Here is a 14,726-nt window from a genome sequence, read left to right on the forward strand (position 1 = left end):
ATGTTGCGCGCTTAGCTCCATAGTCCGGCGCAACGAATCCGCCGAGGAAACGAACATGCGGCTAACGAGACAGACCAATTACGCCGTGCGCATCCTGATGTATTGCGCTGCCAATGAGGGGCGTCTCTCGCGCATCCCTGAAATCGCCGATGCGTATAACGTCTCGGAACTCTTCCTTTTCAAGATTCTGCAGCCGCTTGTCGAGAACGGTCTTGTCGGGACGGTGCGGGGCAGAAACGGCGGTGTGAAGCTCGCCAAGCCGGCAAGCGCGATTTCCCTTTTCGACGTCGTGCGCGTGACCGAAGAGAACTTCGCCATGGCCGAATGCTTCGAGAACGACGCCGCCGAATGCCCGCTGGTCGATAGCTGCGGGTTGAACGAGGCGCTGAGGAAGGCGCTCGGTGCTTTCTTCGAGGTGCTGGAAGGCTATTCGATCGAGGACCTCATAAAGACGCGGCCGAGCGTTCGTTCCCTGCTTGGGATCGACCTCAATACGCCGCGTGCGCTGGCAGGTTGAAACGAGCGAAGCTCTGGGGAGCGGGAAGAAGCATGTTCGTCGCAATGAACCGCTTCAAGGTTGTGAAGGGATCTGAAGAGGCGTTCGAGGCGGTCTGGAAGAACCGCAATTCGAGCCTGTCGGAGATGAAGGGGTTTCGCGACTTCCACCTGTTGCGCGGCCCGGTCAACGAGGCGGAAGGTTATACGCTGTTTGCTTCTCACACGGTCTGGGCGAGCGAGGCCGACTTCATTGCCTGGACGAGGTCGGAGAATTTCCGGGCGGCGCATCGCGGCGCGGGCGAGAACAAGCCGCTCTATCTCGGGCATCCTGTATTCGAAGGGTTCACCGCCGTCGAAGGAGCGTGAGTTCCTGACACGCGCTGGGGGACAGTTTACTTATTTCGGCCAGCACTCCACCCTCGCCATCTGCCGCAAAACCTGGCGAAATAAGTAAACTGTCCCCGGCACCTCCTAAGCCGACGCAAGCAGGCTGGCGTTGCCGCCGGCAGCGGTCGTGTCCACGCATACTGAGCGCTCATGCGCATAGGCGGCGGGATAGATGATCTCCGTGACAAGCGGCACGATCGGACCTTCACGCCCGGCAAGCTCCTGACGCAGGTGCTTGAGCGTATTTGCGTCCGCCGCCGACGCGACCAAGTCGATCCGAAGCTGCGCCAACATCGCCGGGTCGATGGTGCCGTCCAGCGCGGCAAGGGGCAGGCCCTTGCCGAGCAAAGGCTGCACAGCGGCTGGCGCGCCGGGTGACACGACGAGCGCCGCATTGCCGGCGGCGAGCGCCTGGATCGCTTGCGCAAGCATCGTGTCGCCGTCGGGACCTAGCGCGAGCACCCTGCCCCGCGGCGTCAATGTCAGCGTGTTCGCTTCGCCCGTCGGCCCCGGCAGGTCGACCGGCCCGAAGTCGATCGCCGCCGCTGCTGCAATCGCCTGAGAGCCTTTGCCACGCAGATGCTTCCTCAGAATCGCGATGCGATCAGCGCGCGTCGCCCAGCCGCCCAGCGCCGGGTCCGGCAAATGGTCTATGAGCATTTGCAGCGCGACCGAAGCGCCCTTCGGCGGCTCCCCGGCTCGCGTCGGGCCCCGGCGGAAGCGGCGCAGATAATGTGGTCCGCCCGCCTTTGGTCCGGTGCCGGACAGACCCTCCCCGCCGAAGGGCTGCGCCCCCACGACCGCGCCAATCTGGTTGCGGTTCACATAGATGTTGCCGGCATGAATGCCGTCGACGATCTCCTGCACGCGCGCGTCGATACGTGTATGCATCCCGAAGGTGAGGCCGTAGCCCTTGCGGTTGATGTCGGAAATGACGCTCTCCACCTTCTCGGCGTCATAGCTCGCGACATGCAGGATCGGCCCGAACACCTCGCGCTCCAACTCCCCAATGCCCGAGACACGGAACACCTGCGGCGCAACGAAACGGCCGCCATCCGGCGCATCGACCTTGGCGACGAGCCTGCCCTTCGCTTGCATATCGGCGGCATAATCGGAGATGTTCGTGCGCGCCTCGTCGTCGATCAGCGGACCGACATCGGTGGCAACTGACCACGGATCGCCGACTGAAAGCTCGGCCATCGCCCCTTTCAGCATGTCGACGACCTTCTTCTCCACGTCCTTCTGGACGTACAGCATGCGCAGCGCCGAGCAGCGCTGGCCAGCGCTCTGGAAAGCAGAGGCGAGGATGTCGCGCACCGCCTGCTCAGGTAGCGCAGTGGAGTCGACGATCATAGCATTCAGCCCGCCGGTCTCGGCGATCAGCATGGCGTCCGGTGCCGCGGTCTTTGCGAGCTGGCGTTCGATGAGCCGCGCCACCTCGGTCGAGCCGGTGAAGCAGACGCCGGCAATGCGAGCGTCGGCCGTGAGCGGCGCGCCGACGGAGGGGCCATCGCCCGGCAGAAGCTGCAGCACGTCGCCAGGGATGCCCGCCTCATGCAGCAGCGCGACGGCCCGGGCGGCGATCAGCGGCGTCTGCTCGGCCGGCTTGGCAAGCACCGTGTTGCCTGTAACGAGCGCGGCGGCGATCTGGCCGGTGAAGATCGCCAGCGGGAAGTTCCAGGGCGATATGCAGACGATCGCGCCGCGCGCTTCGGTACCAGCCTCGGCCGCATCCGCTTCCGCCGCATAGTAGCGGAGGAAATCGACCGCCTCGCGTACTTCCGACACGCCGTCGCTGAGCGTCTTGCCTGCCTCTCGCGCGGCGAGCGCGAAGAACTCGACGGCATTCGCTTCGTAGAGATCGGCGGCACGGCGCAGCCGGGCAGCACGCTCGGCCACGGGTGTCTTCGCCCAGGCCGGCGCAGCCTCGACCGCGATACCGATGGCCGCCTCGACAAGCTCGGCCGTCGCCTCGTGGACGGTTCCGACCCGGTCTTCGGGGTTGGCCGGGCTCACGACAGCCCGAGCAACCGTCGCGCCTGCGGCGCGCGTCAGTGGCCTCGCTGTCCAGCGATCGTCGCCCGTGAAAGCCGCCCTCGCCTGCTCGATGCGCTCGAGCGTTGCCGGGTCGGTGATGTCCCACCCCTTCGAATTGACGCGACCGGGGCCAAACATCGCGAGCGGCTTGGCAATCGCCGGATTGGCGGCCGGACCTTGCGTTTCTACCAACTCGAACGGGTCGCGCGCGATCGCCTCGGCCGGCACGCCCTCGTCGACGATCTGGTGCACGAAAGAGGAGTTGGCGCCGTTCTCGAGGAGCCGCCGGACCAGGTAGGCGAGCAGGTCTGAATGCGCACCGACGGGCGCATAGATGCGACAGCGCGTGCCCTCGGCTTTGCGCACCGTTTCGTGCAGCGCCTCACCCATGCCGTGCAGGCGCTGGAACTCGAAAGAATCGCGATCCTCCGCCATTGCCAGGATCGCGGCGACCGTATGCGCATTGTGGGTCGCAAATTGCGGATAGATCCGGTCCGTCATGCCGATCAGCTTGCGCGCATTGGCTATGTAGGAGACGTCGGTATTCGCCTTGCGCGTGAAGACAGGATAGCCGGACAAGCCAAGCACCTGCGCCCGCTTAATCTCGGTGTCCCAATAGGCGCCCTTGACGAGGCGCACCATGATCTTCCGGTCGAGCTTTTTGGCGAGCGCGTAGACCCAGTCGATGACGAAGGGCGCGCGCGGCCCATAAGCCTGCACCACGACGCCGAATCCGTCCCAGCCGCCAAGCTCGGGCTGGGCGAGAACACGCTCGATCACACCCAGCGAAAGGTCGAGCCGGTCGGCTTCCTCGGCGTCGATGTTGAGCCCCATGCCGGCACGACGAGCGGCGAGCGCCAGCGAATAGAGCCGCTCGCTCATCAGGGGCAGCATCTTCTCCTTCTGTGAGACCTCGTAGCGCGGGTGCAGCGCCGAGAGCTTCACCGAAATGCCCGGGTTGCGGCGAATGTCGGTGCTCGTCACACCGCTCTTCAGCGAGGCGATGGCATCCGCATAGGCACGATGATATCGGATCGCATCGGCGTCGGTACGGGCCGCTTCGCCAAGCATGTCGTAGGAATAGAGATAGCCCTTGGCCGTCATCGACCGACCGCGGCGTACTGCCTCCTCGATCGTGCGGCCGAGCACGAACTGCTCGCCCATCTCGCGCATCGCAGCCGAGACCGCGGTGCGGATTACCGGCTCACCGAGCCGGCGCACCAGCGCCCTGAGCGTGCCCTCGATGCCATCCTCCTCCTCGTCGTCGAGCACGCGGCCGGTGAGCATCAGCGCCCAGGTCGATGCATTGACGAAGATCGAGCTGGAACCCGCATGCGCCGACCAATCATGCGGCGCGATCTTGTCGCGGATCAGGTCATCCACGGTCTCGGCATCGGGCACACGCAGCAATGCCTCGGCAAGGCACATCAGTGCCACGCCTTCCTTGGTCGAGAGACCGTAGGTGGACAGGAACACCTCCATCAGTCCCGGGTCGGACGAGGCGCGCACGGCCCGAACGAGGTCAGCGGCGCGGCTGGAAATGCGCAAGCGTTCCTCGGCTGAAAGGCCTGCCTGCGCGACGAGGCGCCCCAAAGCTTCCTCTTCCGATGGGAGATAATTGGCGCGCATCGTCGCGCGGATCGCGTCCAGTTCGGTCATTGAAGCGGCCCCAAGGTTGCCCAGATGATTGTCCCGATCGCCGGGACAGGCAAGCGAGACTGCGCCGCATTAGCATGACCGCCATTCCGTCGCGGACCAAAACTCTGGCCTGAGCGCATCGTTCGATCTAAGAAATGCAGCCACAAACGGACAAATGGACTGCATTCTCCATGATCGAAGATCAATTGGACCGCATCGACCGCAATATACTCGCCGCGCTTTCAAGCGATGCACGGCTGTCGATGGCTGAACTGTCTCAGAAGGTCGGGCTGTCGAAGACGCCGGTTCAGGCCAGGGTCAGGCGGCTGGAGAAGGACGGCTACATCCGCGGCTATTCGGCGATCATCGACCGTGAGAAGATGGGCGAAGGCCACCTCGCCTTCGTGCAGGTGAAGCTCTCCGACACGCGCTCGCTGGCGCTCACGGAGTTCAACCGCGCCGTCCAATCGGTCGCCGAGATCGAGCAATGTCACATGATGGCGGCGAGCTTCGACTATCTGCTCAAGGTGCGCACGAAGGACATCGCCGCCTACCGCCGGGTGCTCGGCGAGCGCATCTCGGCGCTGCCGCATGTCGCACAGACGTCGACCTTCGTGGCGATGGAGACCGTGAAGGACCGTTAGAGCATCATCCCGAACCGAAGGTCAGCGCAGCAAAAAGTTGCAGACTTTTCGGATGAGATCATGCTGAAAAAATAAGAACTAGGGCAGGATGAACGAATCCAGTTCATCCTGTCCTAGGAGCTTACATCGGGGCGCACAAGGAAATCGATGACGGCGCGGACCGCCGGAAGCTGGCCCCGCCGATGCGGTGTCAGAAGTGTAGTCGTCACCGCTCCAGCGTGCCAACCCGGCAAAACGCGCACCAGTCGCCCGCTTTCAAGAGCGGAAGCAACGAACGCCTCCGGCAGAGGAGCGATGCCGAGCCCGGCTTCGGCCGATTTCAGGAGCGCCACCGACTCGTCGGCAAAAAGCCGGGGAGCCGGCGCCACCGTAGCCTTGCGGCCCTCCCCGCCACTCAGCTGCCAGAGTTTTGCCGAGGGAGCGGTGAGCAGGCCGTCGTGGTGAGCCAGGTCTTCCGGCGAAAGAGGCGTGCCGCGCAACGAGAGATAGTCCGCCGCCGCGACCAGGATGATCGGCTCCGTCCTCACCTGTCTCTGCACGAGGCCGGAATCGGGCAGCGGCGCGAAATGGCTGCGGACCGCAATATCGAAGCCCTCCTGCACCAGGTCCACAAAGCGGTCGGTGACATGGAGCCTGATCTGCAGCTTGGGATATTTGCGAGCGAGCCGCGGCATTTGGTCGGCGAGGTAGAACTGCACGGTCGGCACCGACGCGGTGATGCTGACGATCCCGCTGGGCTCGGCCACCCGGCTTCGCACCGAGTGCTCGGCTGCCTCCGCCTCAATGAGAGCGGCACGGGCGTGGTCGTAGAAATCTTGCCCGGCATCCGTGAGGACGAAGCTGCGTGAGGTGCGGTGAATCAGCCGGGCGCCGAGTGCTGCTTCGAGCTCGCCCACCCGCTTGCTGACGGTCGACTTGGGGTATCCAAGCCGCCTGCTCGCAGCAGCGAAACCGCCTGAATCTACAGCCTGAACGAAGAAATGAAGATCGTTGAGGTTGACCATTTCAAAGTCCACACATGTGTACGTTAAGGAGGGAAAATGCCATCTACAGCCGCAAAGTCCATAAATTTATATCTCCGAGTACACAACACAGGAGAGATTTCATGCAACCGATTCTTCTCGCTGGATTTCCGCTCGGAAGTTCGCTCGGCTTGGTCATGGCACTGGAATGGCTGGGCCAACCCTACAGGCTGTCGCGGGTGGAGATGCCGAACGACATGCTGACCAACGCCTATGGCCGCTTGAACGGGCGCCGCGAGACGCCGGTTCTCGTCACCGCGGACGGCGCACTGACGGAAACGATGGCAATCGCGCTTTGGCTGGAGACGCGCGACCGCGAGCGTCGCATCAGCTTCGAACCCGGCAGCCGGCGCGCCGACCGGCTCCACCAGTACATGGGCTTCCTCAACAGCAGCTTCACCTCGGCCTTCAGCCCGCTCTGGACCGCACTCGAAATCGAGGACGTCTCCGACGAGGTTCGAGAGACGCTCCGCACCTACGGCCGTGCAGCGGTTGCCAAGCGCCATCAGCAGCTCGAAGCTATGATCGACGACAACCGATATCTCCTCGGCGACAGGCCGACACTGGCCGACGCGATGTTCGTCGGTGTCGCGCGCTGGGCTGACTTCCACCAGGCGATCGATCCGGCCGATTTCCCCCGGCTTCGCGCGCTGAAGGAGCGGCTCGAGGGCGATCCTGCCTTCGGCTTCGCGAAATCGATCGAGGATGGAAGGCCGGCCTCGGGCAGCGGCGCCATGGCTGGACTGGTCACTCTGGACGAAGCGATCGGCGAGGCGCTTGCCCTGGCCGCCTGACGGGATTGTCGGAAGCGGGAGCCCGCCAAGGCGCCCGCTTCGTCACTCCGAAAGCGTCTTGAGGAACGCGACCAGTTCCTTCTTCTCACGATCCGACAGAATAAGAGGATTGAGCTCGGAATGCCCGTCGCCGCTATCCGGCGCGCGGGCATCATGATCGATCACCTCTTCCAGCGTGGCGAACTGTCCGGCATGCATGTAAGGCGGCCGGTCCGCGACGCCGCGCAGCGACGGCGTCTTGTAGGCGCGGCGCAGCTCCGGGCCCTGCTTGACCATGAAGCGCAGTTCGCCGCAGGCCGTGTCCGGCCCGTCGCGGAACTTTCCCAGACAGTTGAACGGGTCGGCCGCGACCTTCGCAACGCCCGTCTCCCGGCCGAGATCTGCCGGCAGGCCGGCTATGGGCGGCACTCCGGTGTTGTGGAAGTGCCCATCGGTAAAGCGCGGCCCGTTGTGGCAGCGTATGCATTGCCCCTTGCCGATGAAGAGCTTCAGCCCGGCGCGCTCGTCGCCGGACAGGTCGTCGGCGGCCGCCGGCTCCTTGCCTGCGGCGAGCACCTTGGCAAACCGGTCGAAACGCGTCTCTGGCGGCGTCAGCGACCGCTCGAAAGCGGCGATCATTTTGCCGATATTGGCGAAGACGGAATTCACCGCGTCCTGCTGCTCGGGGCTCATCGAAGCCCATGCCACTTTCTCGGCCTCCGTTCCGAGCGGGCTCGCATGCCTGGGCAAACCGTCGAGCGACGGGAACGGCCCGAAGATGTTTTCGTAGCGGTCACGGAAATTCTGGAACATGAAGCGTGCGTAGGCCGTCCGGTTGCCGGCATGCTCGACCGGATCCTCGAGCGGCGTGATTGCCTGCGCCCACAGGCTATCGCGGCGGCCGTCCCAGAAGAACCAGGGGTTCCAGGCGACGCCGGCAAGCGGCATGGTGCGTCGGTTGTTGTGCCCAGCAGCGACGGCACGCGGCAGGTCGTCCTGAAACTGCCGGTCGATCTTGTGGCAGGTCGCGCAAGCAACCTCGTCCTTGCCGCTCAAACGATGGTCGAAGAATAGCGTTGCGCCGAGCGCCGCGGCGGCAGGCGAATCCGCGACCCGGTTCGTGGGATCGGCCGGCAGCGGCGGCAGCTTGGCGAGCGACAGTGAGGCGATCACCGCCTTCTCATCCTCGGAAAACTGTGGCTCGCCGCAACCGGCAAGGATCGTGCCCAGCAAGGAAACGAAGACGGCCGAGTTTCTGAAAATCGCCAGCATCGCCTAGAGCTTGATGTTGAAGACGGCCTCGTCGTCACCCGCCGCCGCCGAAATCGCGAAACGAAGCTGCCACCAGCCGCCCATGTGGAACTTGACGCCCTCGACCCGGTATTTGCCCGGGCCCAGGGTCGCAGTCATCGCGGGACTGGTCGGCAGGCCGTGATGGTGCTCCGGCATGCCGCCATCGACGGTCATCCGCGCGTTCTCGACCGGCGTGCCTGCCTTGCTCGTCAGCGTGACCAGCCAGGACTGAAGCTCACCTTGACGGACCTGGCCGCCCTCCGGTTCGATCGAGACCGTGTAGAGCCCTTTCTCGCTCGGCTTCGACCGCGAGAGATCGAGAACCGGTGGCGGCGCCGACGGCGCGACGAACCAGACCGCTGCGAGCGTGAGCAGCGCGAAAGCGATGATGCCGAGCGAAATCGAGCGCTTGGAGAGGGATGCAGGCGATAGTTCGGCCAAGGTCAGGTCCATACGGTCGGAAACGATTTTCAAACGATGCTATTCCGGCGAGGCAGGGATCGCCAGCCAGTCTTGCCCAAAGCGGACGAAGCGGTTAGGTCGGCGCAGGGGACAGTTTACTTTTTTCCGCAAAAAGGCTGCAGCCGTCGAAAGCTCGCTCGAGCGGAAAAAAGTAAACTGTCCCCGGCACTCACCCGGGGAGGACTCATGGCGGCTAGTGGCATCGCTTCCATCGGCGAATGCATGATCGAGCTTTCCGGGGCAGACGGCGGCCTCTGGCGCATGGGCTTTGCCGGCGACACCTTCAACACGCTTTGGGCGCTGAAGGCGCTGGCAGGAGAAGACCGCGCGGTCGACTATGTCTCAGGCTTCGGCGACGACCCGTTCTCGCGCGATCAGATCGCATTCTTCGAGAAGCACGGTATAGGCACGGCGGCGAGCCCCGTCATTGCCGCGGCGCGGCCCGGGCTTTATGCGATCACGCTCACTGGCGCGGAGCGTTCCTTCACCTACTGGCGCTCGGATGCGGCGGCGCGACGGCTTGCCGACGACCCTGCTGCATTGGAAAAAAGCCTGGAAAACCGGGAACTTGTCTATTTCTCCGGAATCACTTTGGCAATTCTTGCGGAAGGCGCGCGCAAGGTGCTGCTCATGGCCCTGAAGAAAGCCAGGGCGAACGGCGCGCGGATCGCTTTCGATCCGAACTACCGGCCACGGCTGTGGCCTGACGCAGCAAGTGCCCGCGCCGCGATCGAAGAAGCGCTCGGCGTCACCGACATCGCGCTGCCGACTTTCCCCGACGAGCAGGCGCTGTTCGGCGACCCCGATCCGGGGACCGCTGCGCTGCGGATCGCCGGGTTCGGCGCCCGCGAGGTCATCGTGAAGAACGGCGAAGAACCTGCACTGGCCTCGCATGACGGAACCGCAATGACGGTTCCGGCTGTCCACGTCCCCTCGCCCGTCGACACGACCGGTGCCGGCGATTCTTTCAACGGCGCCTATCTTGCCGCGCGCCTTGCCGGTTCCGAGCCGATCGACGCCGCACGCAAGGCCCATAGTGTCGCCGCCGCTGTCGTGCAGGTACGCGGTGCGCTGGCTCCGTTTCAGATTTTACGGACGGCGTTCACGGCAGCCTGAAGCGGTACTCCGTCGTCTGCCGGTAGATTGCGCCGGGCCAGAGCACGGCCTGCGGGAAATACGCGTGGTTCGGCGAATCCGGCCAGACCTGCGCCTCCAGGCAAAAGCCGGCGTAGTTCTGGTAGTGGCGGCCGCCCAGCCCTTCCCGATCGCGCGCGACCTTGCCGCCGGCGTAGAACTGCACACCGGGTTCGGTGGTCCACATCTCCATCTCGACGCCCGACTCCGCGCCCTGCGCCCAGGCGGCGAGCCTCAGCGGCCCGTGTGCGGAAGCAAGGCAGAAATTGTGGTCGTAAAGGGTCTGCTCGCCATCCTGCTCATTGCGGATCGGCCGCGCCAGCCGGAAATCGAAAGGCGTGCCCTGAACTGGCTGCACGACGCCGGTCGGGATCAGTTCGTCATCGACCGGTAGATAGGCGGCAGCGTTCAGCATAAGCCGATGGTCGAGAATGTCGCCGCTGCCGCCATTGTCGAGATTGAAGTAGGAGTGGTTGGCTAGATTACAGAGGGTCGGCTCATCCGTCGTCGCTGTAAGCTCGATCGACAGCGTGCCCGGGATTTTCATGTGATATGTGCAGGTCACGTCGATCGCGCCCGGAAAGCCCATTTCGCCATCCGACGAATGCAGCGTCAGCGTCACGAAGTCATCGCCATGCAGGGACACGTCCCAGACGCGCTTTCCGAAGCTCTTGCTTCCGCCATGCAGCGTGTGCTTGCCGAGGAAATTGAGATCGGTTTGATACTGCGTGCCGGCGATTGCGAAGCGTCCACCACCGATGCGGTTCGCGTAGCGTCCGACGATTGCGCCGAAATAGGGCGAAAACTGCGGGTAGTAGTCGAAACGCTCGAAGCCGAGGACCAGCGGCGCGTCGTGCCCGGCAAGTCGCAAATCCTGCACCGCCGCGCCCCAATTGATGATCTTCGCCGTCAGACCACCGCCGGCAATCGTGAAGCGCTGAACGCGCTCACCGGCGGAGGTTTTCCCAAAACGCTCGCCTTCCATCGACACCTCTGATTTCGACGGCAAAGGATCCCGGCGTCAGACGCCGAGACCGCCGATGCAGACATATTTGGTGTCAAGGTAATCGTCTATGCCCTGATGGCCGCCTTCGCGGCCGAGGCCCGATTCCTTGACGCCGCCGAACGGTGCTTCGACAGTTGTGATCAGCCCTTCATTGACGCCGACCATTCCATATTTCAGGCCTTCCATCACGCGCATGGTGCGGCCGAGATCGCTTGTGTAGAAATAACTCGCGAGCCCGAATTCGGTGTCGTTGGCGAGCGCGATCGCCTCCTCCTCCGTCTTGAAGCGGAAAACCGGCGCTACTGGTCCGAAGATCTCTTCCTTCATGAAGCGCATCTCGGGCTTGGCCCCGGCGATCACCGTGGGTTCGAAGAACGAGCCGCCGAGCGCGTGCCGGCGCCCGCCGGTCACGACCTTGCCGCCTTTGGCGACAGCGTCCGAGATCAACTCCTCCACCTTCTCGACGGCCTTGTCGTCGATCAGCGGCCCCTGCTGGGTGCCCTCTTCCAGGCCGGGCCCGACCTTCAGCCCCTTCGAGGCAGCCGCCAGCTTTTCGACGAACTCGTCATAGATGCCCTCCTGTGCGAAGAAGCGGTTGGTGCATACGCATGTCTGGCCGGAATTGCGGTATTTGGCGATGATGGCGCCTTCGACGGCGCGGTCGATGTCAGCGTCGTCGAAGACGATGAAGGGCGCATTGCCGCCGAGTTCCATCGACACCTTCTTCACCGTCGAGGCGGCCTTGGCAATCAGCAGCTTGCCCACCTCCGTCGAGCCGGTGAAGGTGATCTTCTTGACCAGCGGGTTCGCGCAGATCTCGTCGCCGATCTCGCCGGCCGAGCCGGTAACAACGTTCACCACGCCCTTCGGAAAACCGACTTCTTCGCAAAGCACGCCCCACGCAATGCCGGAATAGGGTGTTTGCGAAGCGGGCTTGATGACGGCGGTGCACCCCGCGGCAAGCGCCGGCCCGATTTTGCGCGAGAGCATCGAGGACGGGAAATTCCATGGAGTGATCGCAGCGACCACGCCGGTCGGCTCCCTGGTGACGAGGATGCGGCGGTCCCTCCATGGCGACGGCACGACCTGGCCATAGGTGCGTCTCGCCTCCTCGGCAAACCACAGCACATAGGCCGCCGAGATCGCGATTTCGCCTTTCGATTCGGTGAGCGATTTGCCCTGCTCGGTAGTGAGCAGCTCCGCCAGCGGCTGCTGGTTGTCCATGATCGCATCATGCAGCGCGCGAAGCAGCTTGGAACGTTCCAGCGCGGATGTCTTGCGCCATGTCCGGAAAGCCGCGTCCGCCGCCTCGATAGCGCGCAGCGTCTCGGCCCTGCCTGACCTCGGCACTGTGCCGATCTTGAGGCTCGTCGCCGGGTTGATGACATCGATGGTCGCGCCGGAATCCGCCTGGATCCACTCGCCGTCGATCAGGTTCGCCTCACGCATGAAATGGCTGGTTTTCTGCAGCATTCTATCGGCCTCCTTCCAGCGCAACTGGCGCTGATGGTCTGAGTGTTCCGCGACGCTGAGTGCGCTTCACGCCGTCTCGAGCTTCCGCGGCGAAAGCTATCGCGCTCGTCTTAGCCTACCCAGCAAGCCTGGGGCAATCACGATGCATTGAGGCAGCAGGGCTGAACCGCAGGTGCAAGAAGCCATGATCGATCTGGCATGCGCGGAAGGTTCCATTTCGATTTAATCCATGTGCGTGCGACACGCGAAAAGGTCACCCTGACCTCACGGCGCCTCCCAGGGGAGCGCCGCGGAAAGTTCTGTCGTCGTTTTGAAACGTGGCGGTACCATTGCGACAATTTGAGGTTACACGGACTGGCTACCTTTGGCGGCACCGATCAGAGGCCTGCCAGCTATCCTATGGCAGCCTGACCGATACGCTGCCGTTTGGAATAGCAAGGAAGGCTTATGGCGAGACCGACAGAGAATGCGACTTTCAAATTCAACAAAGCGTACAACTTCGCCGATAAAGCGGGAGCCTATTACCAGGTGAGACGCGCCGGCAATGAGGAAATGGGCAACCAGTATTTATCATCTGCGATCAGGGAGCTGGCATCTGGCCTTGAGCATTTGAGCACCGCCTTGCGGGCGACTTATATATTGCTCGAGGAGATCAAGAACGGCGGACAGCACCGTTAGAGGAGCGGCCTCAGCCGCCACTCATCACGCATCGAGCCAAACCTCCGAGAAATCCATTTCATAGGTTGGATGAGCGAACCTGTTCCTCACCTGCGGGGCCGAGTGGCAGAAGAGCTTCATCCAGTATGGCTGGACGATCACGCCGGAGTCCTGCAGGATTTCTTCGATATCCTTCATGACAGCCTTGCGCTTTTCGATATCGGCAAGGGTCATCGCCTCCGCCAGCTTCTCGTCGAACTCCTTGGAGGCGAAGCCTGATTCATTCCATGCCTGGCCCGAACGATAGGCAAGCGCCAGCACCTGTACCCCGAGTGGTCGCATCGCCCAATTGGTCGTCGAATACGGGAATTTGGCCCATTCGCTCCAATAGGAGGAGGCCGGCAGCACCGTGCGCTTGACCTTGAATCCGGCTTCGCGCAGCTGCGAGGCGATCACATCGGCGGTGTTCTTCCGATAGTCGTCGTCTATCGAGATCAGCTCGTGCTCGTGGTCCATCTGACCGGCCTCGCCCATGAGCGACCTGGCTTTGTCGATATTGCGCCCGACTTTGGGAAGCGCGGCATATTCGGGATGGATGCGGCAGACATGGTGGTTTTCGGCCACCTCGCCCGCCCCGGCAATGCCGAGCTTCAGCACGACCTCATTGTCGACGGCAAGCTGCAGCGCCTTGCGGACCCTTTGGTCGTCGTAAGGCGCGACTGTGGCGTTCACGCGCGCGACAACGGTCGAGGCGGACAGAACCTCGCTCTTCGCAAGGCCCATCCTGTCGAAGATTCCGATATACTCGCCGTTGGTATCGAGATTGGTGTGAACCTCCCCGGCCTCGAAGGCGCTGACGAGTGCGTTGGGGTCGGCCCCGTAATCGATCAGTTCGATGCCGTCGAGGTAGACCTCGCCACCCCACCACTTGCCGTTCTCGCGCCGCTTGAAGACCGCCCTGTTGCCCGCATCGAGCGAGACGAGCTCGAACGCGCCGGTGCCGACCGGATGCGCCGCCAGATCGGCCCCCTCCTTCTCGAAGTCGCGATGAACGAGAAGCGCAGGATAATCCGCGAGGTTCGGGATGACCGTTATGTCCGGTTCGGAGAGCTTCAAGACGACGGTGGCGTCGTCGACTTTCACGACCGCGCCGTCGCGCAGCTTGCCGGTGGCAGGATCGATCAGACCCGGGAAGCGGCTCGCCATGGAGTTGCCTGCCATGGTCGTGTCGCACCATCGCGCGATGTTGAACACGACGTCGTCGGCGGTGAAGGGATCGCCATTGTTCCAGGTCGCGCCGCGCCGCAGATGCAGCGTGTATTCGGTCGCGTCGTCGTTGACGTCCCAACTCTGCGCGAGCATCGGCTTGAAGGTGAAGTCCTTGGTATAGGCGACCAGCGTCTCCAGGAACTGCCGCGCCATATTCCTAGGTCGGCGGAATCGAAGGTTCGCGGGTCCTTGAAGGCCGGCACGAGCATCGCGACTTTGAGCACGCCGCCTCTCTTCGGCTCCTGCGCCCTCGCCTGGTCAGGTGCGGCGAGCCCGAGCATGCCATAGGCAGCGGCCGTCGTCGCACCGAAGGCGCTCGCGACGGCGAGGAATTCTCGCCGGTCCATACGCCCCAGCTTTGCCGCCTCGGCCCACTCCTCTAGAATTCTGGGAAATCCCCTCTTGTCGTTTTGACCGCTCGTCATGTTCGGCT

At 63.5% G+C, this 14,726-nt stretch carries 12 protein-coding genes and 1 pseudogene; 6 read left to right on the top strand and 7 right to left on the bottom strand.

Annotated elements, in window-relative coordinates; genetic code table 11:
• Positions 1–55 precede the first annotated feature (55 nt).
• Entirely contained in the window at positions 56–517 is a 462-nt protein-coding gene (gene rirA, locus SAZ10_RS01220) for an iron-responsive transcriptional regulator RirA (protein ID WP_318607335.1), read from the top strand.
• 32 nt (positions 518–549) lie between these two features.
• Positions 550–864, top strand: a complete 315-nt coding sequence (locus SAZ10_RS01225; RefSeq protein ID WP_318607336.1) for an antibiotic biosynthesis monooxygenase — start codon at positions 550–552, stop codon at positions 862–864.
• A 105-nt stretch (positions 865–969) separates the two neighbouring features.
• Here SAZ10_RS01225 and putA read toward each other — a convergent pair whose 3' ends face one another.
• Positions 970–4,581: a bifunctional proline dehydrogenase/L-glutamate gamma-semialdehyde dehydrogenase PutA gene (gene putA / locus SAZ10_RS01230; protein WP_318607337.1), complete on the bottom strand. Its 3,612-nt coding sequence runs from the start codon at positions 4,579–4,581 to the stop codon at positions 970–972.
• Positions 4,582–4,751: 170 nt separating this feature from the next.
• Here putA and SAZ10_RS01235 point away from each other — a divergent pair, with 170 nt between their 5' ends.
• Positions 4,752–5,204 carry an Lrp/AsnC ligand binding domain-containing protein gene (locus SAZ10_RS01235; protein WP_318607768.1) on the top strand — a complete coding sequence of 151 codons (453 nt, stop codon included), beginning with the start codon at positions 4,752–4,754 and terminating at the stop codon, positions 5,202–5,204.
• A gap of 113 nt (positions 5,205–5,317) precedes the next feature.
• On the opposite strand, the gene SAZ10_RS01240 is transcribed toward SAZ10_RS01235, so the two are convergent.
• Positions 5,318–6,208 carry a LysR substrate-binding domain-containing protein gene (locus SAZ10_RS01240; RefSeq protein ID WP_318607338.1) on the bottom strand — a complete coding sequence of 297 codons (891 nt, stop codon included), beginning with the start codon at positions 6,206–6,208 and terminating at the stop codon, positions 5,318–5,320.
• A 101-nt stretch (positions 6,209–6,309) separates the two neighbouring features.
• Between SAZ10_RS01240 and SAZ10_RS01245 the strand changes: the two genes are divergently transcribed.
• Positions 6,310–7,020 (top strand): glutathione S-transferase family protein, encoded by a 711-nt coding sequence (locus SAZ10_RS01245; RefSeq protein ID WP_318607339.1) that lies wholly within the window; start codon positions 6,310–6,312, stop codon positions 7,018–7,020.
• A 42-nt stretch (positions 7,021–7,062) separates the two neighbouring features.
• Here the strand turns inward: SAZ10_RS01245 and SAZ10_RS01250 are convergent, their stop codons facing one another.
• Entirely contained in the window at positions 7,063–8,271 is a 1,209-nt protein-coding gene (locus tag SAZ10_RS01250; protein WP_318607340.1) for a cytochrome-c peroxidase, read from the bottom strand.
• A 3-nt stretch (positions 8,272–8,274) separates the two neighbouring features.
• Positions 8,275–8,766 (bottom strand): FixH family protein, encoded by a 492-nt coding sequence (locus SAZ10_RS01255; protein ID WP_318607341.1) that lies wholly within the window; start codon positions 8,764–8,766, stop codon positions 8,275–8,277.
• Between the two features lie 174 nt (positions 8,767–8,940).
• On the opposite strand from SAZ10_RS01255, the gene SAZ10_RS01260 reads away from it, so the two are divergent.
• Positions 8,941–9,870 (top strand): sugar kinase, encoded by a 930-nt coding sequence (locus tag SAZ10_RS01260; RefSeq protein WP_318607342.1) that lies wholly within the window; start codon positions 8,941–8,943, stop codon positions 9,868–9,870.
• Here the strand turns inward: SAZ10_RS01260 and SAZ10_RS01265 are convergent.
• Positions 9,857–10,873: an aldose epimerase family protein gene (locus tag SAZ10_RS01265; RefSeq protein ID WP_318607343.1), complete on the bottom strand. Its 1,017-nt coding sequence runs from the start codon at positions 10,871–10,873 to the stop codon at positions 9,857–9,859. The two genes, SAZ10_RS01260 and SAZ10_RS01265, sit on opposite strands and share 14 nt — an antisense overlap.
• 36 nt (positions 10,874–10,909) lie before the next feature.
• Positions 10,910–12,367 carry an NAD-dependent succinate-semialdehyde dehydrogenase gene (locus tag SAZ10_RS01270; protein WP_318607344.1) on the bottom strand — a complete coding sequence of 486 codons (1,458 nt, stop codon included), beginning with the start codon at positions 12,365–12,367 and terminating at the stop codon, positions 10,910–10,912.
• A 447-nt stretch (positions 12,368–12,814) separates the two neighbouring features.
• Between SAZ10_RS01270 and SAZ10_RS01275 the strand changes: the two genes are divergently transcribed.
• A complete protein-coding gene (locus tag SAZ10_RS01275; protein WP_318607345.1) occupies positions 12,815–13,045 on the top strand; it encodes a hypothetical protein in 231 nt (76 codons plus the stop codon).
• Between the two features lie 24 nt (positions 13,046–13,069).
• Here the strand turns inward: SAZ10_RS01275 and SAZ10_RS01280 are convergent.
• Positions 13,070–14,718, bottom strand: a pseudogene (locus SAZ10_RS01280) (ABC transporter substrate-binding protein).
• Between the last annotated feature and the right edge of the window lie 8 nt (positions 14,719–14,726).

Origin of the sequence: Mesorhizobium sp. BAC0120, assembly GCF_033542235.1 — a bacterium.
Classification (GTDB): domain Bacteria; phylum Pseudomonadota; class Alphaproteobacteria; order Rhizobiales; family Rhizobiaceae; genus JAWRCU01.

Bases quoted from the DNA above. Each gene is read 5' to 3' on its own strand.
- SAZ10_RS01235 (WP_318607768.1), top strand. From the start codon at position 4,752: ATGATCGAAGATCAATTGGACCGCATCGACCGCAATATACTCGCCGCG.
- SAZ10_RS01245 (WP_318607339.1), top strand. From the start codon at position 6,310: ATGCAACCGATTCTTCTCGCTGGATTTCCGCTCGGAAGTTCGCTCGGC.
- SAZ10_RS01265 (WP_318607343.1), bottom strand. From the start codon at position 10,873: ATGGAAGGCGAGCGTTTTGGGAAAACCTCCGCCGGTGAGCGCGTTCAG.
- SAZ10_RS01275 (WP_318607345.1), top strand. From the start codon at position 12,815: ATGGCGAGACCGACAGAGAATGCGACTTTCAAATTCAACAAAGCGTAC.
- rirA (WP_318607335.1), top strand. From the start codon at position 56: ATGCGGCTAACGAGACAGACCAATTACGCCGTGCGCATCCTGATGTAT.
- SAZ10_RS01240 (WP_318607338.1), bottom strand. From the start codon at position 6,208: ATGGTCAACCTCAACGATCTTCATTTCTTCGTTCAGGCTGTAGATTCA.
- SAZ10_RS01225 (WP_318607336.1), top strand. From the start codon at position 550: ATGTTCGTCGCAATGAACCGCTTCAAGGTTGTGAAGGGATCTGAAGAG.
- putA (WP_318607337.1), bottom strand. From the start codon at position 4,581: ATGACCGAACTGGACGCGATCCGCGCGACGATGCGCGCCAATTATCTC.
- SAZ10_RS01260 (WP_318607342.1), top strand. From the start codon at position 8,941: ATGGCGGCTAGTGGCATCGCTTCCATCGGCGAATGCATGATCGAGCTT.
- SAZ10_RS01270 (WP_318607344.1), bottom strand. From the start codon at position 12,367: ATGCTGCAGAAAACCAGCCATTTCATGCGTGAGGCGAACCTGATCGAC.
- SAZ10_RS01250 (WP_318607340.1), bottom strand. From the start codon at position 8,271: ATGCTGGCGATTTTCAGAAACTCGGCCGTCTTCGTTTCCTTGCTGGGC.